The organism is Variovorax fucosicus (assembly GCF_030316825.1).
In the GTDB taxonomy this organism is placed as follows: Bacteria; Pseudomonadota; Gammaproteobacteria; order Burkholderiales; family Burkholderiaceae_C; genus Variovorax; species Variovorax fucosicus.
In genome coordinates this window covers 388,975-410,494 of record NZ_JASZYU010000004.1, presented here as the reverse complement: position 1 = coordinate 410,494, position 21,520 = coordinate 388,975, and the positions used below count along the sequence as shown (strand labels likewise).

General features: G+C 49.1%; 29 protein-coding genes. 2 read left to right on the top strand and 27 right to left on the bottom strand.

Translation table 11 applies throughout. From position 1 onward, the window contains the following. Window positions 1–23 precede the first annotated feature (23 nt). The 19 genes from QTI05_RS24165 to QTI05_RS24075 all read right to left on the bottom strand — a co-directional run bounded on the left by QTI05_RS24165 (window position 24) and on the right by QTI05_RS24075 (window position 17,340). Window positions 24–4,304, bottom strand: coding sequence for a TipJ family phage tail tip protein (locus QTI05_RS24165; RefSeq protein ID WP_286657955.1), 4,281 nt, complete (start codon window positions 4,302–4,304; stop codon window positions 24–26). 2 nt (window positions 4,305–4,306) lie between these two features. Then, on the bottom strand, window positions 4,307–4,969 hold the full coding sequence (locus QTI05_RS24160) for a tail assembly protein (RefSeq protein ID WP_286657954.1): 663 nt from the start codon (window positions 4,967–4,969) through the stop codon (window positions 4,307–4,309). Continuing rightward, entirely contained in the window at window positions 4,966–5,718 is a 753-nt protein-coding gene (locus QTI05_RS24155) for an NlpC/P60 family protein (RefSeq protein ID WP_286657953.1), read from the bottom strand. Before QTI05_RS24155 ends, QTI05_RS24160 begins: the two co-directional genes overlap by 4 nt. Beyond that, window positions 5,718–6,260: a phage minor tail protein L gene (locus tag QTI05_RS24150; protein ID WP_286657952.1), complete on the bottom strand. Its 543-nt coding sequence runs from the start codon at window positions 6,258–6,260 to the stop codon at window positions 5,718–5,720. Before QTI05_RS24150 ends, QTI05_RS24155 begins: the two co-directional genes overlap by 1 nt. A gap of 3 nt (window positions 6,261–6,263) precedes the next feature. Next, window positions 6,264–6,608, bottom strand: coding sequence for a phage tail protein (locus QTI05_RS24145; RefSeq protein WP_286657951.1), 345 nt, complete (start codon window positions 6,606–6,608; stop codon window positions 6,264–6,266). 30 nt (window positions 6,609–6,638) lie between these two features. Next, window positions 6,639–8,804 (bottom strand): phage tail tape measure C-terminal domain-containing protein, encoded by a 2,166-nt coding sequence (locus tag QTI05_RS24140; protein WP_286657950.1) that lies wholly within the window; start codon window positions 8,802–8,804, stop codon window positions 6,639–6,641. A 13-nt stretch (window positions 8,805–8,817) separates the two neighbouring features. Beyond that, complete coding sequence (locus QTI05_RS24135) at window positions 8,818–9,171, bottom strand: phage tail assembly chaperone (protein WP_286657949.1); 354 nt, start codon at window positions 9,169–9,171, stop codon at window positions 8,818–8,820. 62 nt (window positions 9,172–9,233) lie between these two features. Next, a complete protein-coding gene (locus QTI05_RS24130; RefSeq protein WP_286657948.1) occupies window positions 9,234–9,632 on the bottom strand; it encodes a hypothetical protein in 399 nt (132 codons plus the stop codon). A gap of 9 nt (window positions 9,633–9,641) precedes the next feature. Further along, window positions 9,642–9,920 carry an HK97-gp10 family putative phage morphogenesis protein gene (locus tag QTI05_RS24125; RefSeq protein ID WP_286657947.1) on the bottom strand — a complete coding sequence of 93 codons (279 nt, stop codon included), beginning with the start codon at window positions 9,918–9,920 and terminating at the stop codon, window positions 9,642–9,644. Then, a complete protein-coding gene (locus QTI05_RS24120; protein ID WP_286657946.1) occupies window positions 9,920–10,825 on the bottom strand; it encodes a phage tail tube protein in 906 nt (301 codons plus the stop codon). Before QTI05_RS24120 ends, QTI05_RS24125 begins: the two co-directional genes overlap by 1 nt. 35 nt (window positions 10,826–10,860) lie before the next feature. Next, window positions 10,861–11,274 (bottom strand): phage tail terminator-like protein, encoded by a 414-nt coding sequence (locus QTI05_RS24115; protein WP_286657945.1) that lies wholly within the window; start codon window positions 11,272–11,274, stop codon window positions 10,861–10,863. A gap of 9 nt (window positions 11,275–11,283) precedes the next feature. Beyond that, window positions 11,284–11,607, bottom strand: coding sequence for a hypothetical protein (locus QTI05_RS24110; protein WP_286657944.1), 324 nt, complete (start codon window positions 11,605–11,607; stop codon window positions 11,284–11,286). Beyond that, complete coding sequence (locus QTI05_RS24105; RefSeq protein WP_286657943.1) at window positions 11,607–12,083, bottom strand: DnaT-like ssDNA-binding protein; 477 nt, start codon at window positions 12,081–12,083, stop codon at window positions 11,607–11,609. Before QTI05_RS24105 ends, QTI05_RS24110 begins: the two co-directional genes overlap by 1 nt. A gap of 23 nt (window positions 12,084–12,106) precedes the next feature. Beyond that, a complete protein-coding gene (locus QTI05_RS24100; protein ID WP_286657942.1) occupies window positions 12,107–12,322 on the bottom strand; it encodes an FmdB family zinc ribbon protein in 216 nt (71 codons plus the stop codon). An 86-nt stretch (window positions 12,323–12,408) separates the two neighbouring features. Then, a complete protein-coding gene (locus QTI05_RS24095; RefSeq protein WP_286657941.1) occupies window positions 12,409–13,335 on the bottom strand; it encodes a N4-gp56 family major capsid protein in 927 nt (308 codons plus the stop codon). Window positions 13,336–13,385: 50 nt separating this feature from the next. Next, on the bottom strand, window positions 13,386–13,979 hold the full coding sequence (locus QTI05_RS24090) for a phage scaffolding protein (protein ID WP_286657940.1): 594 nt from the start codon (window positions 13,977–13,979) through the stop codon (window positions 13,386–13,388). Between the two features lie 38 nt (window positions 13,980–14,017). Next, window positions 14,018–15,532: a hypothetical protein gene (locus tag QTI05_RS24085; protein ID WP_286657939.1), complete on the bottom strand. Its 1,515-nt coding sequence runs from the start codon at window positions 15,530–15,532 to the stop codon at window positions 14,018–14,020. A gap of 37 nt (window positions 15,533–15,569) precedes the next feature. Further along, on the bottom strand, window positions 15,570–16,901 hold the full coding sequence (locus QTI05_RS24080) for a terminase large subunit domain-containing protein (protein ID WP_286657938.1): 1,332 nt from the start codon (window positions 16,899–16,901) through the stop codon (window positions 15,570–15,572). After that, window positions 16,882–17,340, bottom strand: a complete 459-nt coding sequence (locus tag QTI05_RS24075) for a hypothetical protein (protein WP_286657937.1) — start codon at window positions 17,338–17,340, stop codon at window positions 16,882–16,884. The genes QTI05_RS24080 and QTI05_RS24075 overlap by 20 nt, the downstream gene beginning before the upstream one ends. 102 nt (window positions 17,341–17,442) lie before the next feature. On the opposite strand from QTI05_RS24075, the gene QTI05_RS24070 reads away from it, so the two are divergent. Next, window positions 17,443–18,114, top strand: a complete 672-nt coding sequence (locus QTI05_RS24070) for a hypothetical protein (protein WP_286657936.1) — start codon at window positions 17,443–17,445, stop codon at window positions 18,112–18,114. Further along, window positions 18,115–18,348: a hypothetical protein gene (locus tag QTI05_RS24065; RefSeq protein ID WP_286657935.1), complete on the top strand. Its 234-nt coding sequence runs from the start codon at window positions 18,115–18,117 to the stop codon at window positions 18,346–18,348. 52 nt (window positions 18,349–18,400) lie between these two features. Here QTI05_RS24065 and QTI05_RS24060 read toward each other — a convergent pair whose 3' ends face one another. The 8 genes from QTI05_RS24060 to QTI05_RS24025 all read right to left on the bottom strand — a co-directional run bounded on the left by QTI05_RS24060 (window position 18,401) and on the right by QTI05_RS24025 (window position 21,243). Then, window positions 18,401–18,718 (bottom strand): hypothetical protein, encoded by a 318-nt coding sequence (locus QTI05_RS24060; protein WP_286657934.1) that lies wholly within the window; start codon window positions 18,716–18,718, stop codon window positions 18,401–18,403. 34 nt (window positions 18,719–18,752) lie between these two features. After that, window positions 18,753–18,920, bottom strand: coding sequence for a hypothetical protein (locus QTI05_RS24055; RefSeq protein ID WP_286657933.1), 168 nt, complete (start codon window positions 18,918–18,920; stop codon window positions 18,753–18,755). Beyond that, window positions 18,907–19,371, bottom strand: a complete 465-nt coding sequence (locus tag QTI05_RS24050) for a hypothetical protein (protein ID WP_286657932.1) — start codon at window positions 19,369–19,371, stop codon at window positions 18,907–18,909. The genes QTI05_RS24055 and QTI05_RS24050 overlap by 14 nt, the downstream gene beginning before the upstream one ends. A 174-nt stretch (window positions 19,372–19,545) precedes the next feature. After that, entirely contained in the window at window positions 19,546–19,800 is a 255-nt protein-coding gene (locus tag QTI05_RS24045) for a hypothetical protein (RefSeq protein WP_286657931.1), read from the bottom strand. Further along, the gene (locus QTI05_RS24040) at window positions 19,797–20,093 is read right to left on the bottom strand and encodes a hypothetical protein (RefSeq protein ID WP_286657930.1); all 297 of its coding nucleotides are present in this window, start codon (window positions 20,091–20,093) and stop codon (window positions 19,797–19,799) included. The genes QTI05_RS24045 and QTI05_RS24040 overlap by 4 nt, the downstream gene beginning before the upstream one ends. Next, window positions 20,090–20,470 carry a hypothetical protein gene (locus QTI05_RS24035; RefSeq protein ID WP_286657929.1) on the bottom strand — a complete coding sequence of 127 codons (381 nt, stop codon included), beginning with the start codon at window positions 20,468–20,470 and terminating at the stop codon, window positions 20,090–20,092. The genes QTI05_RS24040 and QTI05_RS24035 overlap by 4 nt, the downstream gene beginning before the upstream one ends. After that, window positions 20,463–20,600: a hypothetical protein gene (locus QTI05_RS24030; RefSeq protein ID WP_286657928.1), complete on the bottom strand. Its 138-nt coding sequence runs from the start codon at window positions 20,598–20,600 to the stop codon at window positions 20,463–20,465. Before QTI05_RS24030 ends, QTI05_RS24035 begins: the two co-directional genes overlap by 8 nt. Window positions 20,601–20,715: 115 nt before the next feature. Further along, on the bottom strand, window positions 20,716–21,243 hold the full coding sequence (locus QTI05_RS24025; RefSeq protein WP_286657927.1) for an H-NS family nucleoid-associated regulatory protein: 528 nt from the start codon (window positions 21,241–21,243) through the stop codon (window positions 20,716–20,718). Window positions 21,244–21,520: the final 277 nt, after the last annotated feature.

The following is a 21,520-nucleotide window of genomic DNA, read 5'->3' as shown; positions in this document are numbered from 1 at the left end:
CGTTTCTCCTCATCTACCTATACTTATCTGGTAGATGCGAAGGCAACAATCGAAGTTTTATACGTGCCAGGGGTATTCCAAGTTTGATCGAAATAGAACTGCAAGGAGCAAGTGAAATAGCCACCACCCACCCCTACTGCATAGTTGGAACACCATTGAGTGCGCTGTCCGATCTTTGCACTGCCTGCAATATCTTCATACTGCACATGGACGCCGCCGTTAATTAGAATACGCGAGTATGTAGGCGAAATAGTTGTCCAAGTGTAATCGCCTTCTCCGCCACCATTTTGAACAATCCATGGGCCTTGCACCTGCGCTGACATAAAGATAATTAGCGTGCCGCCGTATGGAACATAGATACCACATTCAGCATATGTGTTCCAACCCAAAGCAAATTGTCGTCCGTCTCTATAGTTGCCGGAAGCTGTTGTAGATGCACCGCTCGCCAACTTGAGTGTTCCGATATTTGCGTCACGAATGTTTGCCGTACCGATTACATCCAATTGGTTGATTGTCAGTCCACCATTTGTCATCAAGATGCCGGGTGCTTGGATACCAAAGTCACCGCTTGAATATGCCCACATCTTAGATGCGCCACACTCAATAGACATAAGTGAGTCACCGTTTGGATGGCGACCAAAGACCCAACCATTCTGATTGTCTCGATACCACTTTCCAGAATTGCGGATATAACCCCACCCTGCGCCGTTTTCATCGGAAGCAATGTCGATCTGTCCAGCAGTCAAGTTACCCATATTCGCTGTGATCGCGTTCAACTTGGTAACGTTGATCTTGCCTGCCGTAACTGCACCAGCCGCTAGAGTAGCCGTCGTAATAGCCCCTGCTTGAATCTCATTCGCTGTAATGGTGTTCGCTGCAATCTTTGCCGCAGTTACTGCGCCAGCTGCAAGTTCAGCAGTTGTGATGATGCCGGTGGCCAAGTTAGCAGTGACGATGGTGTTCGCTGCGATCTTGCCGCTAGTGATGGTGCTCGCCGCAATCTCGTTCGCAGTCACAGCGCCAGTGGCAATCTTTCCTGTGGTGATTGCGCCTGCAACGATCATCCCTGTCGTGATGGTGCCGTTGGCTGGTGTGATTGGCGTCCATCCACCTACCGTGTGATAGATGTACAGGTTCTGGCCCGGTGTGAGGATGAACTGACGATCCTCAAAGTTGCCTGTAGTTGGAAGGGTTGTGCCCGACTCGATGCCAACCTGCTCCCAAGCTGTACCGCTGTAGAAGAACAAGATGCCAAGGTCAGTGCGGTAGAACGAATCGCCCGCTGCCGGTGCTGGCGTCGTAGGGAACGAAGTGCCACCCGGAACACCTGGGTAAGCGATTGCCTGTGCAGATTGCGCTGCTGAGATGTTCAAGTCGCTGAAGTCGCTCTCGAATCCGAAGTCATCGTAGGCTGCGATCTTGTAATAAAAGGTCGTTCCAGCCGACAAGTTCGATGTGTCCGTGAAGAACGTTGCATCGCCTTGGAACAACAGATTTGCGCTGCTAGGGGTGAAGCCTGCAGACGTGCCGCGCCAGATCAGGACACCAACATAGTCACTGTCAGTCGGACGTGTATGGGTGATGTAAATCTGCCCAATCCCGCTAGTTGCATCGAAGTCCGCAACGAATGCTGGAGGTGGATTTTCTACGGTGATTTCAGCAGCAGAACTGAGGTTGTTGGAGGTGTCACGGCAGCGGACTGAAACGGTCAAGTTTCTCTTCGGCCCACCATCTGCCAAGTTGTCGCTGTAGGTGTACGTGAAGCTTTGCAGCACGCCAGCTGGAACACCAGCAACGTAGAACGCACGGATGGCAAGGTCGGTGTCTGGGTCGACGATGGTGACTTGGAAGTCGCGTACCAACGTACCCGGCACGTTCGCGTTCGACGCTGGATTTCGGAATGAGATGTTTAGATCACGTCCCGGAAACTCTGTAGTGCTGCCGTTGTCGGCAACCTTCAACTCAACAACTGGATTCAGCGTCGATGAGATCGAGCCGGTAGTGTCGATGTTGTAGAAGATCGTTGCGCTTGGACCCGGAATGCCAAACACGGATTTTGCAGAGACAGCAATTTCATAGTTGCCCGGTGTTGCCCCGTTGATCGTGTAGCCAGTTGCGCGACTTACAGCACCGTTCCAGTCTTCGTTTTCTCGTCTCCAAGAGACTGTGTACGACGACACCTTGCCCTGTGATGGTGGAAGCCATGAAACAAGCAACTGGCGGTTTATCTGGTTGTTGTCCGAAACGATTGACTCACGAACTGTCAGACCCGATGGTGCGTTGCAGATGGAAGGTTCTGAGTCACTGAATATCGGTGAAGGAACTTCAATGCCAAGTTCGATGCGCGCGAACTTGTTCGGATCATGAAAGATGGCCTCGATGCTCAACAAGTCTTCTTCAGCTAGCACGCTGGTAATACGAAACTGTCTTGGCGAAACTGTCGCAGAGATGATGTAGTCGGCACCCGGAAGCACCGTCTGCGTGAACATCGTGTCGATTGTCAGCGTGGTGTATGTGCCAGCTGGATTCGTGATGGTCTTTGTCGTGATGGTCTTGCCATCTGCGTAGATGATCTGAATCGTTGCGTTGTCAGTGATGGCACACGGACGGTCTAGCGTCACGGTGTCGACCGTAGACGAAATAATGCGCCCTGCTCCCGCTTCGTCTGTGTAGTCCTCGTCCCAGATTTCAACGATGTGACCAGGCTCCAAATCTGCGCCGTTCATGCCCATGCGCCACTGAGCAATTTCAGTTTGGTGATGCGATGTGTCTAGCGCCCACTTGCCGTGTCTCAACGCTTGCCCAGCCGTAGTAGCTCCGAAGGCTGAGATTTCCGAGATGGTCAATCCATACTGATCGATCAAGTCTTCGTCGTAGACAGTGACGATGCGTGGAAGGTTACGGTCGGTTCGATCAGCGTATGTGACGTTGAAAGAGGTTGGTCTTTCATCAAGCGCCGTGCCCTTGTATGTGAATGGCGCTTCGCTTCCGTCTTCACCACAAAAGACGTTTGCCTTTGTGATGAGCATGTACGGACTGGATGGACGATCCTGGCTCAAGCGAATTTGGCCGCGGGACTGAATCAACGTTGCGTGCATAGACCCCGCAATCGCCGTCAAGTGCGTCCACGCATCTTCACGCGCAGCTACGGGATAGTTGAAGGTGAAGCGCCGTTCTGTACCGCCGTATCCATCGGGCACGTATCCATCGTTGTAAACACCAGCGTCGTAGAACGAGAAGCGGTCCACCATGTCATCTGTGATGCCGCGCGCCCCCATGCCGTATCGTGTGTTTGTCAGCAAGTCATAAGTGATCCAAGCAGGGTTGTCGGTCCATGCGTTCTTCCACGTGCCGTCCCAATACATGCCGCTGTATGTGCCTAAATCCGGGTTGTAGTTCGTCGGAACGCGGACGGTTAAGCCCTTGGTCAAGATCGCTACGTTGGGGATCTGTCCACCTACTGCCTCGGCATCGATTGCGAGCGCAACGTATGCACAGTTCGGGTAGTTGTTGTCGATGTTCGAATACTCGACGTGCGCAGCTACCGAGGTGTCGTTTCTCAGGCCGCTTGTGGTGCTGTCGTCCGTGATACGTGTGACGCGGTACTGCCACTTGCCTGTGCCAGCTGGGCGCGGAACGCGAAACTCCTTCTGCGTTGCAGAGTCAGTCTTTCCGTTGATGACTTGCGAGACGACCTGTTCCCATGTGCCGCCTGTGCTGAGCTTGCGGTCGATGGTGATGTGAGCCCATGTCGGCCACAACTGGCCCTGCCATTGATACACAAGACCTGTAGGCAATGTGACGATGACTTTGACGGCATCAATATCTTCGGATGAGACTTCACGGATGACAGGTGTTGCCTTGACCAGCGTTGCGTTTACGTCAACGAGCGACGCAGCTTCCATGTAGCCATCGACCTTTGCTTGGTCTGGATAGCCAACGCGGTAGTCATACGCACAGTGCTGGAAGTTCCACGAACCGTCAGCGTTCTGGAGAGGCGTGTCGTTGATGTAGATGGCTTGTGGGCCACCCGGTAGACCTTGAATCGGACCTTCCGAAGTCAAGATCAAAATCTTCAAGATCGCACGAGATGCAAGAGTGTTTGGCAACTCTGGCTTGCTCCCGCCTCCACCACCGCCCTTCTTCGAGCCGGTAATGTCCTTCGTCGTATCCCAGAGATTAACTTCTAGCTCTGGGGAACTGACAAATGCAGGATTAAACTTTGCATTTGGATCTTCAACACGAACTGGCTCTTTAGGAAAGTGCAGGATATCTCTTGTTGTTTCTATTTTAATTGTTTTCATTATTATGGTCCGCCTCCACCAAACTGATAATCCACGCGCCCTACTAGTTCGCCTCGTCCCCCAGCTGCTGGGTCAGTAACGTAGGTTGGCATTGCAATCTCTGCCGGTACATACGGAATGTCTTCAATTACAAGGTCGGTATAGATAACAATGCCGCCCGACATGTGAATGCCGTAGATCAAAGGAATTGCGTAACCTTGCTCATAAACAAGCTTTGCGCCGTTATATATAAAGGATGGACGACTTGCAGCTTCTGCCGTACCTTCGCTTGTGTCAGGCGATGGCGCCAACGATTTAACAATCGCTGATACAACGAATGAAATGGCGATGTTTACTGCGATGGTGATAACAGCAGTAGCGAACGCACCGTAGCCCAAAGCAGCAATGGCGGTTTCAATACCAGAGCCTTCGACAACAGACATAACATGAACGTGCTCAAGCTTGCCCAGCTTCAACTGAAAATTCTCTAACGATACGTATTCGTACTCGCTCTTGTCTTCGTTGGTAGAAAGAATGATTAGCTCGTTGTCTCTTACCAGTTCTCGAAAGCCTTTGATCTGGCTTGTAAGTGCGTTTATTAGCTCAAGCGGACTGTTTACCTCGAAAGGATGCTCGTCTACCCCTGCTAGCTCTTTTACTTTGTCGTAGAAATGAATTGTCTTCATTCTTGTTTGTCTCCCAATCCATCTGTGTAGCGCACTACTTTGATAATCATCCTGTGCCAACTACTTACCTGATCTGTGCAGCTCAGTTTGTGGAACATATGATGGGTTATTTGGTTGTTGCCGGTAACAACAGCGGCATGATTGATAACTCTCGCCCCATACTTCATCATGAGTACGTCACCGATCTGAATGTCTTCAAGCCTTACTTCGTGGAAGCCTGCAAGCTTGAAGTTTTCTTCGTAGAGATTGGCATTTGTTTCCCACCAACCCCAACCCCTAGCAAAGTTCTTTAGCTTGATCTGGTGCTCTTGCCAGTACCAATCCCGAATAACGCTGTAGCAGTCGTGTATGCCGTGTACAAACTGCCTTCCTAGAACGGGTGTGTTTGGTTCGTCTTCGAGCCACACAAGGCTGCTGACGTTTTCACCTTCTGTCTTGGCGATGCCCCAAGGAACTGTTGGGTTGTTGAGCCAGCTTGTCATGTCCTTTGTGGACGGCCATTCAGCCGGGTACAGCTGACGTACGGTCATGTCGTAGGGGTGAGAGTGCAGAACTGCTTCAATCACCCCGCCCTTCGCTGTAGCCAGGACAACTTCATGCGCAGCAATACGGAAGTCTGTGAGTGGGGTTTCAGCTGCGTTGACGCATGGCACAAAGGCGCCTGACACGATCAAGCCGCATGCCTCTTTCGGGTACTCGGCTAAAACATGTGCGTGAAAGTCTTCTAGTGCTTTCTGTTCGATGTGCATTACTGGATTCGTCTGCGTGATAGAGCAGGAAAGCCAGTGCTGTTGCTTGTTGGGTCTTTCAATGCTTGTCTGATAGGTAACTTTGTACCCGGCCTGTCATACGGTACAGACAGATTCCAAGTAATCATCTTATTTGTGTGCGATACCTTCTGATCGATAAGGTAAATCTCAGGGCCGATGATGCGAGTTGAATCTGGAGAACTACCGCCGTCTAGATTCTTGGCAAATATCTTTATTCGACTGATCTTTGCACCAACAATGTCTCCCATGTTCACTACATTCGAAAGTAGTTCTTTGGAAATATTGGATACGGTGACTGTAGGCTTTTGCGGAGCACCCGTTGAGTTAATACCCCAACCTTGCATCACAATCGGCAGCTGATAGAAGACTGCGCCAGCTAGGCTGACTGAAGCTCCATCAAGTCCTGCTTCGTTGCAGAAACGATAGATCGTTCCACCCAACACAGTGCAATCGACAATAAACAGTTCGATAAGTGAGGAATCTTGGGAAAGCTTTCTAAGCTCATCATATGGAATAGTCATGGCTTAGAAGAACTGCTTAGCAGTGAATGTGATTGAATAGAGACTTCCGGACTGTGGCTGTTCCTGATAACCATCCACTACCTTGAATTTCTTGGAAGAAGCTTCACCCGGTGGAGTCCAAGTGAAATAGTCCCAAGCGCCAATAGCATCGAGGAAGGTTTGCAACGTACCGCGATCAGTGCTGTTCAAGGACTCGAAGCCAAGCTCCCATGTATCAACTAAGTTGTTGATACCGTCTGGCCTGACTTGTTCGTAGCCATCGCCAAACTGGCAACGGATAACTCTGTTGGTGCGCTTCTTCGATGAAGACTGCGAGATTCGATCTGTAAGTGGTAAAGCTGATGGCATGTTGAATGTCCCTCCAGCTTATTTATTCCCTTACCTCCGATTCAATATATTCCCGCTACGTGTGGCGTCCTTGATTTCTTGCTTTGCGATGCCTTTCATAATCTTCTGCAGTTCGATACTTGTTAGGCGTGCAGTCTCTTCCGGGTCTTTCGATCCAGTAACGTTGATGCTGATATTGTTTTGCTGAGTGGTACCACCAAGCGCGTTGTTCGGAACAATCGTGGAAGGTGTACGAGCCTTGATGATTTCAGGTCCGTGTTCGCCAACAAGCGTTGGTTGATCGATGCCCATCGGTCCACCCAGTGCGCGAGCAGATGCCCATCCTGAGCCTGCGCCATACACAGTGCTTGCATCCAGTCCGCCAAGCCCTGCTCCACCACCACTGAATGCGCCAGTGATGCCGCTGATGATGCTGCCCCAAATGCCACTGCCACCACTGGAGCCGCCACCGAGCAAGCCCATGATTCCGGATGCAGCTTGCTTCGCAGCGATCTTGCCGATATCAACAATGATGGAACGAGCAAAGTCGGAGAAGCTGAACTTGCCGGTCTCAATGAACTTGTCGAGTGCACCTTCAACGGTGTTGGCCATCGACTTGAAAGCATCCCCACCCAGCTTCGCGCTGTCGGTGGCATCCTTGCTGAATGCCTTGAACGCATTGTTCCAACCTGCTGCGAATGTCTCGGACGAATCAATGAGTTCGTCGTTCAACTTGGAACGTGCCTTGATCGCTTCCTCTGCGGTCAAGTAGCCTTCCTCTTGAAGCTTGTTCACGGTCTCGATCTGCTTCTGCACCTCGTAGTTCTGGTCGATGTACGCCTTCATCTGGTCAGCTTGGCGCGTCATCATTTTGTCCTTGCGCTCGTACCCCTTGAACCAGTCGTCTAATCCTTTCTGATCTTCTTTGTGCGCAGCTTCTTCAGCATGCTGATCGCGCTTGCGCTGCCTCTCAAGCTCACGACGCGCAAAGTCGCCCAACTCGTCCTTGTCTTCCTTCGCCTTCTTGTCTTTCGTGCCCTTGGGATCTTTGACAGAAACGGTTGAGTTACCTTCGCCAGCAACACCACTCAGCGCAGCCTTCTTGTCTGACTCAGCAGCGGCGTCTGTAGCCGTCTTGTAGCGGTTCATTTCACGAACCTGGTCCTGTAGCACTGCTAAGCGCTCTTTCTGCTGCTGCAAGGCTTTTGCGCCTGCTGCTGACTTGCCGTACTCGCTGGCTTCCAGCTTCGCAATCGTTGCCTCAGCGTCGGACTTCTGCTTGTTCAGATCACCAAGGGCACCGTTCACCTTGTCGGTAGCTGGATTCATCCCGGTGATGCGTGCGATGGCTTGGGCAACCGCTGTAGCGACGCTCAGAACCTTCTCAGCAACCGCAGTCAATGCCGGCAAAGCAACCGAAGCGATGGTCTGTCCAATGCCGCCAAAAACAGTCTTGAGGTTGGTCAGCTTGTCGTTGAGGTTGTCAGATGCCTTGGCAAACTCACCACTCATCAAGCCGCCTGTCTTCGCCATCAAGTCGTACAACTCGCCCTGTGACTCCTTCACGTCGAGGATCGGGCCACGAAGCTTGTAATACGCTGTGCCAAGGGCAGTGACAGCCAGCGCAGCACCCTCCTGCTTGTCCTTCATCTGGTCAGCCGCAACAACTATGTCTTCTTGAAGTTGCAACGAGGATTTCTGGACACCGTTGGCGTCCTTAGTGGATACGCCGAGCTTGTCGATGGCGTTGATGACCTTGCCGGTCTGCTCATCCTGCTTAGCCAGCTTTGCGGACAGCGTTTCAGAGTTGGCAATGACTTCCTTCAAGTCCGCGCCTGTGGTCGCGTATGCAGCCTTGAGCAGGGACAGACGTTCAGTTGCGATGTTGGTTTGCTTCGAGAAGTCGTTCATCTCGTCGCCAGCGTTGATTGCCTCTTTCGCTAGGTCTGCGAAGATTCCAGCTGCCGCAGAAGCAACAGCAACAACAGCACCAATAGCAACAACTGCGGCACCCGCAGCAAGTGCCATTCCACTGACACCACTACCTGCCGATTCAGCCGCTGCTCCAAACGAACTAAAGTCACCTGAACTTTTCTTTGCAGAGCTTCCGAGATCATCGACATTCTTCTTGGTTTTATCGATTTCATTGTTAGCCCTTTGTAGGTCAGAGGTATCCGCTTCTACTTTTAATTTTGCAAACGTTTCTATTTGGCTCATCTATCCCCTTCCCTTACTCGTCGTTAGCACGGCGATTGCGTTCAATAATATTCTGCGAAGTCCACGCCTCATCAACGCGAGTGATAACTTCAAGCTCCCAATGTTCGAGATGAAGTTCGAACAGTTCTACATAGGCTTTAATTTCTGAGAACATCAAACGCTGCGGATAGCCGTTCATGTCTCGCTGGCGTGTCCCATGTAGCGCATAAAATATCTCATTGAGATACTGCAAGGCTTCTGGATATTTAGCTGATTGGGGTAATCTGTGACGAGCGTCTACAGAAGGATCGCACTGCTGTGCAATCAAGTCACCAAGGGATTGCTTCGACTGCCTGGAAACGGCTGTTAAATGCTTTCTGACAGACATACCTTGATTGTCTGGGAAATCTAGTGCAACTTCGTGTCGAGTCCAGTTGCACAGGTCATCTGTCAGTTTGCGAAAAAACTCTTTCTATCGCTGATTGCTTCTTGAATCTGTTCGACGATGTACTTTAGGTCGCCATCTAGGCAGATTTCTAATGCACGTTCTTTGGAATACTCACCTAATACTTCCGGTGCGGTCCAACCTACGATGCAAGCTGCTGCAAGGCGCAAGTTCTTTTCTGCACGGAACATAGGATCAACAGTATCTTTGACTTCGCTGTTTAGCTCAGTGCGTGCTGATTCGATAGCTGCGTCACGAAAGACTGCTGAATCGTATCCAACGATTTCAATCATAATAGGTTGGTCGTTTGCATCAGTTAGCAAATCATCTTTGTCTAGTGCGCTGTGCAACTGAAAGGTCTTTGTCTTTGGACGCATGTCCTTTAGGGATGTAATTTTTGCCATGTTTGTCTCTTATAGTTTTCTAACGCACTGATCTACAATCTGTTGAGCTTCTTCCATAGTCGATCTGACCATGTGATGAGGCTTCATGTGAACAGTGCCGTTTTCTAAATGGGTTACGTACTCAACATCGTTTTCGATCTCGAATCCGTCTTTGCTTACGTTGGTGAGTTTCCAGCCTTGCTGAGCGGCACCAGTACGAACAGGAGTTCTACGCGCCATGCGCGATACCATCTCCTGCCCTACCTTGCCCATTAATTCAGCAACAGCACGGCCAAACTCTCGGCTCATTAAGCTGGATCGCGAGTGATTTCAAGCGGTCCGTGTGTTGCTTCATCCAATGCTTCGAATGACATTGTGATAGTGCGAGGGCCATTTCCACCTGTAGACATAGCACCAGTATTGAACTGCACGTTAGGCATCAACCACGTGTACTTGTTGCCTGCTGGATCGAGAGTGACTAGAGTAACTGCAACCTGCGTTTCGTTTAGGAAACGGTTATAAGCAATCACGTCTTCGAAATATAGAGTCATGTTACCGGAAACCGTTGCACTTCCGTAGGGGATGTCAACTGCATTGCTACTGCCGATTGCGTATATAGCTTGATAGCCGTTATCTACAACCAAGTTGAACGATGTGACTATTGCGGACATTGTGCCGTCGATGCTGATGGTGCCTTCCTTATGAACCATCGGCTCCGACGAAAGCGCTGGAGTGACCGTAGTTGCTGCTGTTGTTGTTGATGTTGTTTGGGTCATACCAATAATGCCGAAGCTAAGGCCGATAATCGCGTCTTGAGCAACTTCTACGGACATTGTGTTGACAACACAGCCTTTAAATAATTGATACTGTGAAACATCAAGCGAGCCGATCTGGATAGACAGAGACTTCTTTGTAGTTCCGATTCGTGCAATGTCAGCAGTGAATGGGCTACACATTACAGACTCAATCAAGGGGTCAAACTGACCGAAAGAAAGTTCACCTGCAATGTCACCAGAAACTGCTGTGTTGCCATGGCGAGAAAACTTTTTTCTGCGACTTGCGACTGCCGCAGCTGAGCTAATCAGCGTCTTTGTTAGATTTAGGCTGGACGATACGGTCGGAGTTTCTACCATCGTAGGCGTAGCCGGTGTTGTTCCCATAGTTACTTCGGGAACGATTAAGATTTGAGTTCTTGAATTACTTGCAATTGCCATAGTGATAGGCTCCTTATTATTCTTGTTTATTTATGCTAGATAGCCTGCACGAACGCATAGCAACGCACTAAGACTTGAACTTGCGTCCAAACATCTTCTTCAATGGTCCCTTCTGACCAACTCTTTTCTACATGCACAAAATCAGGCTCAGCGCCCAACACCGTTGATGCTTTGAACAACGACTTAACTGTTTCCGCTCTTGCATACAGCGAGTCAACACCAGTACCTTTTGGTTCAAAGATCGAGATAGTTGCGAAGCCGCCGATGCGTGTCCAAGGTGTTGCACCCGTTGTTTCAACGCTTGTTTCGATAGGTGTGAAAGTAAAGCGATTCCAATGCGCTCTGTTCTTGGCGTTGAATGTCTCGTTCTCTGCGACGATGGTTCCAATCTCGCCAGCGGCAGTGCGTAGCTGAGTTAATAGAAGGCTTCTTATTGTTGTTATGTCCATCTTTACTCCTTAGCTAACTTGCAGCTTGTATGCACAAGTCGTGATGCCATCAGGAGTAATATCTTCAACGTCAGTGATGGTGAATGTTTTCTTACCAACGATAAGAACGTCATTCGTCTCTGGGGCAATCTTTAAAGTGCCCATGAGATATGCAGTTTTCGATTGGTTGTGAACCGCTGTGCCGTTGCGGTCTGTATCTGCGGATGCGACGATCACGCAAGATACTTTGGCTTTGCCGCTTGTCTCGTTTTTATATTCAATCGTGGCAGACTGCGAGTTGCCAAACCCTTTGATAAGCTTTGTCGCTACTGCTTGAAGTTTCTTGTAATCCATTAAGCCTTCAAGCTCCAGTTGCCGCCCTTCTTGCACAGCAATGGCGCGATCAACAAATCAACCTTGCGGAAGCCTTCAAATGAAGCTGTGTCAGGTGCTTTGCTCCACTTCACTGTTTCCTGCAACTCCCCTACTTTGGAAGTGCGCTCAGTGACATTCGCATCTGTGGATGAAACGGGAAATAGGTCTGTGCCTGACAGCCCCAATGCAGCAAGTTCGCACACTGCATTCTTCAAGCTTGTCGGAATACCTGTGATGTATCGACCGCGATGGTCATAGAACGGAAATCGAGGAAACAGTAGATCCTGTGTTTCGTTATAGATGCCGCTTAGATATCCATCGCCATACAATGCGTCAACGGATTGAGTAGCATTGATAAGCGCTTGCGCCTTTGTATCGGTGTCGCCATCCCATGCGGAGTTCGGATACGAAGCAAAATATGCTTCCGCCTCATCAGCAGTCACGTAAGTATTCACGTTGATTGTTAGAACCACAGCCATTAGTCAGTACCTCCCCAAAGCGGGCGATCTCTGAATGCGTAGGCTTTGCCCATGTCCGTGCCCGCACCATTAACGAAGTGGAAGGTTGAACGCGAGATAAGCTTTAGCATCTTGCCGTGGCCTTCGGGGCACTGCGGATAGTCGCCTTCGTCTTTCACAAGCGACTCTTGATAGGCCTTACATTGCTCGCATTCAAACTCAAACATTTTTCTCATTGGTCTCTTCCCTTTGAGTTATTTATGCCTCGGGAATAGCCAACAAAAAAGGCCCCGAAGGGCCCTTGTCGATAGTTGTGAAACTATTAAGCTGCGTTTGTGCCAACGCTAGAAGCGCACTTACCAACCCAGATACCTGTTTGGTCCAAGATTTGTGTGTGCGAAACTTCATACCATGCTAGGTTGAAGAAGCGGTTAGCCTTGTCGAATGGTCCAGTTAGGATGATCGAACCTGGCTTGCTGGTTGCCTTGCCCAGTGCGTTAGCACCTAGGAAATAGCTGCTATACAAGTCAACAGTGCCGCCACCAGTTTGGTCAGCGTATGTAGAGCGGTTGTTGCGAACAACAGCAAAGCCCTTGTACATACCAACTTCATTTGCTAGCACTTCTTGAGCGCCTGTGTACTTAACAACGTCTGTCCACGAACCAACTGCTGTATCAGCGCGTAGGTCGGCAATAACGTCATCATGAGCCATCATTACGTAGCGTCCGTTAATCATCGGAACGTTGCCGCGTGCTAGCTTGTTGTAGAACACGTTCAAGAACGCACCAGAAGCTACTTGTCCAGCAGCAACGGAACCTTCTGCAGTTGCACCGATTACGTATGTGTTTGTGGATGCGTCCATTGCGTTGATAGCAATTTGGTCCATTGTTTCACCGTAGTTTGTACCGATCAACGAAGCTGCTGCTGCATCAACTAATCCACCTGTCTGTAGCGAAGCTAAAGAAGTGATTGTGATTGCGTTACCGTATTCAACTGGTGTGAAGGTAACCTTTGTGTCAGCTAGAGCAACTGAAGTTAGGTCATCAGTTTCAACTAGAGGTGTCACCGCAGTTGCCATGCGCGAATACTTCGGCATCTGAATGTTCTTAGCATTGATTTCGACCTTCTTAGAAATAAGTTGGTCAGTTTGGTTGCTCTGGCCGTATGCGATCCAAACGAACTTTTCAAATGCTGTGGTTAAGCTGTCGTCTACTTGCGCTGTGCCTGTTAAATTTGTTGTAAATGGCATTATGATGCCTCCCTATTATTATTCGCGGATACTTGAAGCGAATGTATTATTTAAATTGTGCTTCCCATTCCGAATTTCTTTAATACTGCCTTGACTTCAGCTTCTGTTTTAGCTGCATCCATCTCAGTTTTAAAGCTGCTTTGAGATTCCGACTCATTCGGACGCTTCACAGCAGGTGTCTTTACGGAAGTGAATAACACTTCATCTGTTTTTTTAAGTTCACTGATTACGTCTTCAATAGACTTGGCATCCACCTGTCCATCGTTTACTGCAATCTTCGACTTATCTACAAGCTTTAGAACTGTGTTGACGGAAATAGCACCTGCCTCTTCAAGCTTGCTTTTCAGCGCGCTATCTATGGTCTGGTTCTTAACCGTTGTCTTCAATCCTTCGTGCTCTGTAGTTAACGCCTCATACTTGGTTTTGAAATCTTCCCCGCCGACAAAGCCTTTCAGTTGTTCTTCCAACTTTGCTCTTTCCGACTTGTGAAACTTCTCACCCTTGCGAGCGTTCTCAAGATTTGCTCTGGTTGTGGTTAACTCTTCCTGTAGAGCATGCACTTCTGCTGCTGTTAAGGTTGCTTCCTTACCATCGTCATCTTGCTTCTGTGCATCCGCACCTAAATTTTGGTTGTCATCCGACATTTTTGTTATTCCTTTTGCTCATCCGAGCTATTACCTTTTTATTTATCCGTCGAATCTTTCGCTGGATTAGCTTCTGGAGTGACTGTGTTGTTTACGACTGTCGGAGCAACCTTTGGAGCAAGTGCATCGCCATACTGCTTTTCGAAGGCGATTACTTCCTCAAACTTCTTTGTTGCCTCTTCACGCGACATGCCGTACAGCGTCATGAAGTAATCGACCTGTGTTCCACGCTTTCCTGCGATACGCATGTCCCAGACGACTTCTTGCTCTTGAATGTCGATTGGGAGTACAGGATCGTCAAAGACGGCAAATAGCTGCGCGTCTGTCGGGAAGACTGTTGAACCTGTCGATGTGTTGAACACGCTTGCTAGGACGCGATAAAGGCGCTTAAAACCGCTTTCCATCATGCGTTGGCGCTGCTTGCGTAGGTCCAGGTTGTCTGTCTCTTCGACAACAAGCTGGAAACCGCTCTGTGCGCGTCCTTGGCCCGATACCTCGATGCGTACACACCAGTCGCCCGCGTAGCCCTTGATCCAGCTGTCCATGACTTCGTTGAGAGGCTTCAGTTCGATATTTGGGTTCTTGTACTCAGCGTAGAGTTGCTCGCCGCCTTCTGTGTGCAGCACGATTGCACTGCCAGGACCAGCCAGATAACTAGGGGTCTGTGCGGATGCTGGAACTATGCGCGGGCATGGGCTGTTCGCTACTTCACGGACCTCGATGCTCTCGCTCGCTGTTCCGGCTCCAGTTGGGTGGCCGTTTGTGAACAATGTGCTCATCTTCGACCACATGATCGAGTACTCTGAATCGGTGATATGCAGGTTAAGCATTTCATTTAAATTAACTAGCGACTTGTCCTGCTCAACCCAAAAGCCCGTACGTGGCAAGTTGGTATCGTAGAAAGCGGCAATAGGTACAACTCCAAACGGGTTGTCTTCTTCGCTTAATACGCTCACGCTTAGCTCGCCGTTTGCAATCAAGTTGATGCAACGATCAGGCAACCATATACAGTACGAGTTATTACCCGTGCTATGTATCATTCCTTCGACCTTGCGATTCAAGGAATTAACTACTACTTCGCAGTTACCGCGGTGCAGAATGTCAAAGCACCAGTTCTTATCTTCCGGGTCCCATTGAACGAAAATGATTGCCGTTTTGAGTAAGCGCAGCACTTCGTCAAAGTTGTGGCAAAACTCGCCAAACTCTACTTGTGACAGATACTCTGCGAGAATCTCGGAAAGCTGCTTATTTGGCGCGGTAGCATTCTTGTTGAAGATTTCTAGAACTGGAGGTGCATCCTTAAACAGCAGACCGGACTTTTCAACGATCATCTTTGTGACGTTGCGGAAACGAGGTGACAGGCCTTTCTCTACCCACTTAGCTCTACCGCGGGCAGGATCGCTAAGTACCTTCTTCATTTCCTTTTCTTGTTGTCCATCTAGATAGTTAAGGGACTTTTGAGCATCAACAGCACGGTCAGTGTGAAGCATGTCAACCCATTCTTTAGCTGTGCGGCCGAGTGCGATAACTGCATCTTTGTTCGTTCCGTTCATTGTTGTTATTCCCTAATCATTCTTTGTGTTATTTAGCTCATCTGACCACTTCGATCGTGCTCTTCTCAATGGCTGGATAGCGGTAGTAGATGAAGTAGCCAAAAGCATCTAGACAATGGTCTAAGCCGCTGTCTTTGTCAGGCTTACCCTTTTTCCATCCTTGCTGTTCTAAGCCTTTTACAAGCTGCTCGCACTTATCGATGTTTATAAAGCAGTTCACTTCGCCAAGAGCGTTATAAAACTGTGTGTTGACGGAATCCACGCGATCTTTGATTCCGGGGTTATTACCCTTATGATGGAGATTGAAACCTGCATCACGTAGTCGCTTTCGATCTGTTAGTGAAACATCGTCGGCGCTTGTAGATCGCTTGCGAACATTCACGTCGGGATAAATGTCAATTAGCCCTGCATGGTTTGGATAACGCTTCTTGATCTCTAAGATCATCGCGACAGTGCCTGCTAGACCAGTAATCTCGTCGATGACATAAACCTTTCCTTGATTGATGACAGCGACAGTTGCGCTCATGTTGTCAACGTTGAAGTCCATCCCGATGTGCAGAACCGACTTAGCTGGAAAGTCAGCAAGAGTTTTGGTTGTGCTGTTCCGGGCGCGCTCGAAGCAGTCATACACGCGCAGACCAAAGCTGTTTACGAAGCGTCCATAAATCTTCGCTGCTGCTTGGTTCTCTGTGTAGCGTGCTAACTGGCCTCGGATATATGAAGGCTTGAGATAGATGTTGTCTAGCGTGCTGCGCTGGATTACCTTGTGATTCGGCTTGCACTTGGTCACGAAGCCGTCAGCAGACACTTCTTCTGCAAAGATTGCCTCGATGATGTGATGCCCTTCTGGGGTGCTGGTGACAAACGACTGAATGAACTTGGCGTGCGGATCGCGCAGACGGTCATTCAGTGCGTTCCAGATCGCAATACCCTCATCCTTGTTTGCGATGGTGTCCATTTCATCAACGAACCCAAATGCAGCATTGAAACCAACAAGAGATGCCTTGTAGTTCATAGCAGACACAAGTAATAGCTTTTGTGGGCCGTGTCCAAAGTCGAATGTGTAGTAAGCCGGGTGGCCTGCCCCCATTCCGATGTACTTGTAGTGCTTGCCGTATACCAACCCGAGGTCACGACAAGTTGCATTCATTTCTTCCGTGAAGATGGCAAGCTGTGGTCCTGTTGGTTCGCAGCCAATGCCGTTGCAGCCCGGGTTTTCTTGTAGCAAGTTAAGCGTCTTATATACCGCTGCTTTGGTTTTTCCTGCTCCCAATCCGCACACAAGTGCAAGGTGCGGAGTAGTAATGTCGGATACGAACTCGTTTTGGTAAGGAAGTAGTCGAATGCGTTTACGAATTACTTTCGTCATCAGCTACGTCCGCTTGATCATCTTGGTGACCTCGTGCGATTTCTTCTTGTTCTTGCTGGCTCAGCGCTTCAAACTCAAGCACTGTTCGTGCATCTTCAACTTGCAAACGAACTGCGCGTGTTGCTGGTGCGTGTTCTTCAAATACTCTCAAGTCATCGCCTGCAATCTTTGCGCGTAGTGCGCTGTTTTCTGTTGGGTTGATAAGGATCTCGTGTCTTATCCCTACGCGCAGTGCTTCGTAATCAGCGCGCGATAGTTCCCAAATCATCATCAGCTCTGCGTTCTTTGGGTTACTTAGCTTTTCGAGGAAGTCTGAATACCTCATTCCGCACTTGGCTGCGATGCCAGCCTTCGATAACCCAATCGAAGCAAAATGCTTGATGATTGAACCAATCGGCTGATTGCTTCCTTTTGCCGGATCGTATTGTTTTATTGTCATTAGCTCCCTTCCTTGCTAGTTTTCATTATTTATGCCGTCCAACGACACATAAATACTTAGCTAACAAGCCTGCAATCTCTCGGGCAAAAACACTGGAGTTTTATGTCCGCAGAAGATAAAGTTAAGACAGCAATGACGGCTTGGAACTTTGTTGCCCGTATTAAGTGGCAAACGGTAATCAAGGCTTTGATAATCCTCATTATTGTTTTCCTTGCAGTGGGATACTGGGAAAACCGAGACAGGGTTTACAGCACAATCAATCTGAAAGGCAGACTTAACACAGAGATCATCCCGCCTGTGCTGTCAGAGAAAACAACATCACGAATGAAATCTGCTGTGGATAGATCAAAGAGCATCGTTGCAGTCAGCCTTGACAACATCGACTTCCGTAAAAACAAGAGTGAACCTGTATATTTCTATGCTGACGTTGCTTCGTTCAACATTGCGATGAACGATTACATAATTCGCTTAATGGGCGAACGAGAGCTTTTTATCTCGGGCAACGAAAAGAACAATCAAAGAATCGTTGGCATTATCAACGGCGATTTTGTTTGCATGCCTATTCCAGAATACATCTCAAATGAAGTTCCTGTTGCCAACAAGCTTGCAGCAGCAATTTGCAGCATTTCAGTTCCGCCCTACTACGGGCAAATCATCGGCTACTTGAATATCTGGGTAGACCACATGCCCAAGCCGGAAGAGATTCCAGACTTGCGCGCAGAGGCACGCACTATGGCAATCGACGTTTACGAACGCGACGTTCGAGGTCACTAAATGAACTGGCTTCTTAAACTCTTTACGGACGGCACAAATGCTGATCCCGACTACAGCAAAGTCCTCGGTGCAGTGGGCATCGCTGTGTTTTTAGGGATCAGCTTCTACGCCTACGGCATTCGTGGCGCAGCATTCAGCCCTATCGAATGGGCTACAGGCTGGTCAATCGTTGCTGGCGTAGCGGGCGTGGTGTCTAAGCTGCGCGACCGCACTGCCCCGCCCCCAACACCCTAAGAACCACAAAAAAAGCGCCCTAAGGCGCTTGTAGCGTGTCTGTGACGGGCTGCTAGTCCCTTGGACGCTGCTGGTTCAAACGCTCTTGCTGGTCTGCTGCGAACTTGTACATGTCTCGTTGGCGCTCCATCCACCGCATGCATGTTTCGTCGGACGCCTTCATGGTGCGTTCCAACGATGCGATGACGCCGGGTTGCAGCCCTTGCGCGCGTGCATCCGCAATCACTTTGTCGCGGTATCTGAAGTGCGCTTCGCATTCACCAGCCTTGTCCATGTAGAACGCTGACCCTAGCTCCCAAGCTGCTTGTGCATGTTGAACGGGTGCGCAAATGGCACCAGCCAATAAAAGCATTATTCCAATCTTCGTCATAACTCACTCCTTTATGTACTGCAACGCAGTGCTTTTATTTTATTGTCTTATTATTGCTTGCGCGACCAATCGTGTCTTTAAGCTCTGCAATCTCGTTAATGGCTTCTGGCGTGAGCCTTTGTTCTTCTAATTCAGCGAGTCTCTTTTGATAAGAATCCTGCAAGAACTGTTGACTTCGTTGCAGTAGATCATTGAGGTCCATAACGCGCTGCCTTTTCCTTTAAATATTTCGGCCATTCCCACTTGTGCAGCTTCGCTGTTTGAATCAGTTTTGCCTCATCATTTGGGAATGCATCCTCTACCTTTTTAAGAGCTACTTGCAGATCGTCAAAATTGCTCCATAGATTTGTCCGCACTGCATTCTTAGGAGTCAGACTGTACATTCGTTTTATTGTCTTCTTCTTTAAAGGCCGTATACCTACGCCAGCAGCTTGCAAGCCTTGCTCAATCTCTTCGTATGTATAACCGATCGGCAAGAGCGCGGCATTTACAAACCTTTTTCTATCGGCTTGAATACTGTCTATGTCTTGATCGACTAGCAGATGGCTAGACGTGTTGAAATCGACCACTGCTTTTTTGGCTAGGCGGATAGCAAACTCTGTTGTATGCGTGCGCTTCAACTTTCGGATCATTTCTTCTTCACTGTCTTCCATCTTGCTGCTCCATTCTTATCTTCCATTCATAAAAACTTTCGTCCCTGCATAACATTGCATGATCGTAGTCCTCGAAGTGATAACACAATGAACGTCTGCTTCCGTACGAACTAGTCATGTGAACCAAGTGTCCGGCCAGTTTGTCAAACAGGTAACCTTCTTCGTTGTGTTCGGTCACTCGCCGTCCTTTAATTTACGGTTGCGCCACTCTTCGAAGGTTAGTTCTCTTACCCTCATAAGGCCGCGTCCAATCAAATCTCGGTTGTGTGATTCACTAAGTGCGACTCGTTCGATCACGCGCCAATGGTTTGGATAAACGTCAGCTCTCCATGGATTCGTTGCTTCAAGGCCGAGACGCACGTCGTATAAGGTGTTCTCATCGCCTTTCAACTTAGCAACAAGGTAGTCGGCTTCGGTTAGGTTACTCATTGATCGGTGCCCGAGTTGGTATCGACGAAGCCCATCGTTGTGACTGCATCTGTTGTAGTTTTCTCTTGGGCGGCTAGTTCTTCTCGGATTACTTCACGAATAGTTGTCTTTAGTTCTTCAAGTTTTTTTACTTCCACGGCTTGCGCTTCAATGAATGCATCTAACAACTCGAAAGCAAACGAAGCGCCGTCGTACCGACCGTGTGCATAGCTTCCTCGCAAATGGTTATCTGGCATAGCATTGATCGAAGACTTGAGCAATTGTCTGAATTCTTCTAATACCCTATTTTTCATTGTTCTTCTCCCTTTTGTTGTTCTTGTGCTTTTTTAGCTATCCATCTGTCGTAGATATCTTTGGTTTTCTTTGGGTTGCGAGCAATCCAACTGCGCCTATATTCACGCTGATACTTGCGGTAGTGTTCTCGATTCTCGTTGCGCCACTTTTGCAGATTCTCAGCATGCTCTTGCGGGTTCTCATCGCGCCATTGCTTCCGCGCTGCGTTGTATCTGGCTTTTGCTTCTGCTGTTAAAGGTGGCTGCGCATTGCGTGCTATCTCTACGCAAACAACGCATCTATTACCCACTACAAAGCGCCTAGTCTGCTGTTTCTCGTTGACGTGCCCATTACGACACGGCTTGCCCCAATAAATGGGCGTCGTATCCTTAATCATTCAGCCCTACTCCGGCGAACAGTTCCTGCTCGTCTTCTTTGGCTGCACGCTGATGCAGTAGCTTTGTCCAAACTAAGCTGAGCACAAGGCTGCTGGCTACCACGATAAAAATTAAAAGTCCTGTTGACATTGTCTTTTCTCCTTTGTTGTTCTGACTATTTATTTATCAAAACGAGAACAAAACACGGTTCAAACAGACGTGAAAAAGCCCGCACGCGGCGGGCTTGTTTGTGGAGTGTTGAAAATTAATTGTTCAGCTGCGCAGAGATTTCTGCTTCGATCTGTTGATCCTTGGTCATCAAGAAGTCTTCCTTTTTCTTGCCCTTGGCAAGTTCAGGCTTCATCCACTTCGGCGGCTGTCCACGACCACTCCACAGTTCACCCTTCGGGCCTTTGTACTTGGGAGGGGGCGGAACGCCCTTATCTGCACGTTCCTTGCGCGGCGCACCACCAGTAGTTTGGCTCAAGCGAGATTTGCGACGCTGCGGGGCATAAGTTGCAAGGTATTCCACAGCCTCACCAATATCGAGGCCCGCTGCTTGAAGCTTCTTCGCGCATGCATCAACAAGCACCTTGATTTCTTCGGTCTTCTTGCCTTCCAACAACGCGCGAGTCTTGTCCGCTTCCTTCTGCAGTTCTTCCAGGTGCTTTTGCAGGTCAGCGTAGCTTTGCGATGCAGTTGCCATTTTGGGTGTGTCCTTCTTGGGTTGAGTTGCAGTTGCCGGGGTTTGCGCTTGCTGCGCGGGAGACTTGTTTGCTTTTGCGGTTGCCATCTTATCACTCCATATGTACGCAGCGGAAGTGCTGCATAGGTAATTGTGTGATCAACGATTATCTTGGGCGACCAATAAATCGAGTATCTAAGAAGAAAAGTGGCCGCAATCCCACGTCGTGCATAAGTAGGTATCAGAGATTGCTTGCGCAGGCACTGCTTCGACGGAGGAAATGCTACCCAACTGGGTGTGACAGCTGGATCGAAGCTAACCTGTTGAAAACACAGAGAAAAATGGCATGTCAGGGCGCGAACTGGAACTGCGCAAAATCGTGACA

Coding starts and splice junctions, on each gene's coding strand:
- QTI05_RS24165 (WP_286657955.1), bottom strand. CDS start 4,304: ATGAAAACAATTAAAATAGAAACAACAAGAGATATCCTGCACTTTCCT.
- QTI05_RS24160 (WP_286657954.1), bottom strand. CDS start 4,969: ATGAAGACAATTCATTTCTACGACAAAGTAAAAGAGCTAGCAGGGGTA.
- QTI05_RS24155 (WP_286657953.1), bottom strand. CDS start 5,718: ATGCACATCGAACAGAAAGCACTAGAAGACTTTCACGCACATGTTTTA.
- QTI05_RS24150 (WP_286657952.1), bottom strand. CDS start 6,260: ATGACTATTCCATATGATGAGCTTAGAAAGCTTTCCCAAGATTCCTCA.
- QTI05_RS24145 (WP_286657951.1), bottom strand. CDS start 6,608: ATGCCATCAGCTTTACCACTTACAGATCGAATCTCGCAGTCTTCATCG.
- QTI05_RS24140 (WP_286657950.1), bottom strand. CDS start 8,804: ATGAGCCAAATAGAAACGTTTGCAAAATTAAAAGTAGAAGCGGATACC.
- QTI05_RS24135 (WP_286657949.1), bottom strand. CDS start 9,171: ATGTCTGTCAGAAAGCATTTAACAGCCGTTTCCAGGCAGTCGAAGCAA.
- QTI05_RS24130 (WP_286657948.1), bottom strand. CDS start 9,632: ATGGCAAAAATTACATCCCTAAAGGACATGCGTCCAAAGACAAAGACC.
- QTI05_RS24125 (WP_286657947.1), bottom strand. CDS start 9,920: ATGAGCCGAGAGTTTGGCCGTGCTGTTGCTGAATTAATGGGCAAGGTA.
- QTI05_RS24120 (WP_286657946.1), bottom strand. CDS start 10,825: ATGGCAATTGCAAGTAATTCAAGAACTCAAATCTTAATCGTTCCCGAA.
- QTI05_RS24115 (WP_286657945.1), bottom strand. CDS start 11,274: ATGGACATAACAACAATAAGAAGCCTTCTATTAACTCAGCTACGCACT.
- QTI05_RS24110 (WP_286657944.1), bottom strand. CDS start 11,607: ATGGATTACAAGAAACTTCAAGCAGTAGCGACAAAGCTTATCAAAGGG.
- QTI05_RS24100 (WP_286657942.1), bottom strand. CDS start 12,322: ATGAGAAAAATGTTTGAGTTTGAATGCGAGCAATGTAAGGCCTATCAA.
- QTI05_RS24095 (WP_286657941.1), bottom strand. CDS start 13,335: ATGCCATTTACAACAAATTTAACAGGCACAGCGCAAGTAGACGACAGC.
- QTI05_RS24090 (WP_286657940.1), bottom strand. CDS start 13,979: ATGTCGGATGACAACCAAAATTTAGGTGCGGATGCACAGAAGCAAGAT.
- QTI05_RS24085 (WP_286657939.1), bottom strand. CDS start 15,532: ATGAACGGAACGAACAAAGATGCAGTTATCGCACTCGGCCGCACAGCT.
- QTI05_RS24080 (WP_286657938.1), bottom strand. CDS start 16,901: ATGACGAAAGTAATTCGTAAACGCATTCGACTACTTCCTTACCAAAAC.
- QTI05_RS24075 (WP_286657937.1), bottom strand. CDS start 17,340: ATGACAATAAAACAATACGATCCGGCAAAAGGAAGCAATCAGCCGATT.
- QTI05_RS24070 (WP_286657936.1), top strand. CDS start 17,443: ATGTCCGCAGAAGATAAAGTTAAGACAGCAATGACGGCTTGGAACTTT.
- QTI05_RS24065 (WP_286657935.1), top strand. CDS start 18,115: ATGAACTGGCTTCTTAAACTCTTTACGGACGGCACAAATGCTGATCCC.
- QTI05_RS24060 (WP_286657934.1), bottom strand. CDS start 18,718: ATGACGAAGATTGGAATAATGCTTTTATTGGCTGGTGCCATTTGCGCA.
- QTI05_RS24055 (WP_286657933.1), bottom strand. CDS start 18,920: ATGGACCTCAATGATCTACTGCAACGAAGTCAACAGTTCTTGCAGGAT.
- QTI05_RS24050 (WP_286657932.1), bottom strand. CDS start 19,371: ATGGAAGACAGTGAAGAAGAAATGATCCGAAAGTTGAAGCGCACGCAT.
- QTI05_RS24045 (WP_286657931.1), bottom strand. CDS start 19,800: ATGAGTAACCTAACCGAAGCCGACTACCTTGTTGCTAAGTTGAAAGGC.
- QTI05_RS24040 (WP_286657930.1), bottom strand. CDS start 20,093: ATGAAAAATAGGGTATTAGAAGAATTCAGACAATTGCTCAAGTCTTCG.
- QTI05_RS24035 (WP_286657929.1), bottom strand. CDS start 20,470: ATGATTAAGGATACGACGCCCATTTATTGGGGCAAGCCGTGTCGTAAT.
- QTI05_RS24030 (WP_286657928.1), bottom strand. CDS start 20,600: ATGTCAACAGGACTTTTAATTTTTATCGTGGTAGCCAGCAGCCTTGTG.
- QTI05_RS24025 (WP_286657927.1), bottom strand. CDS start 21,243: ATGGCAACCGCAAAAGCAAACAAGTCTCCCGCGCAGCAAGCGCAAACC.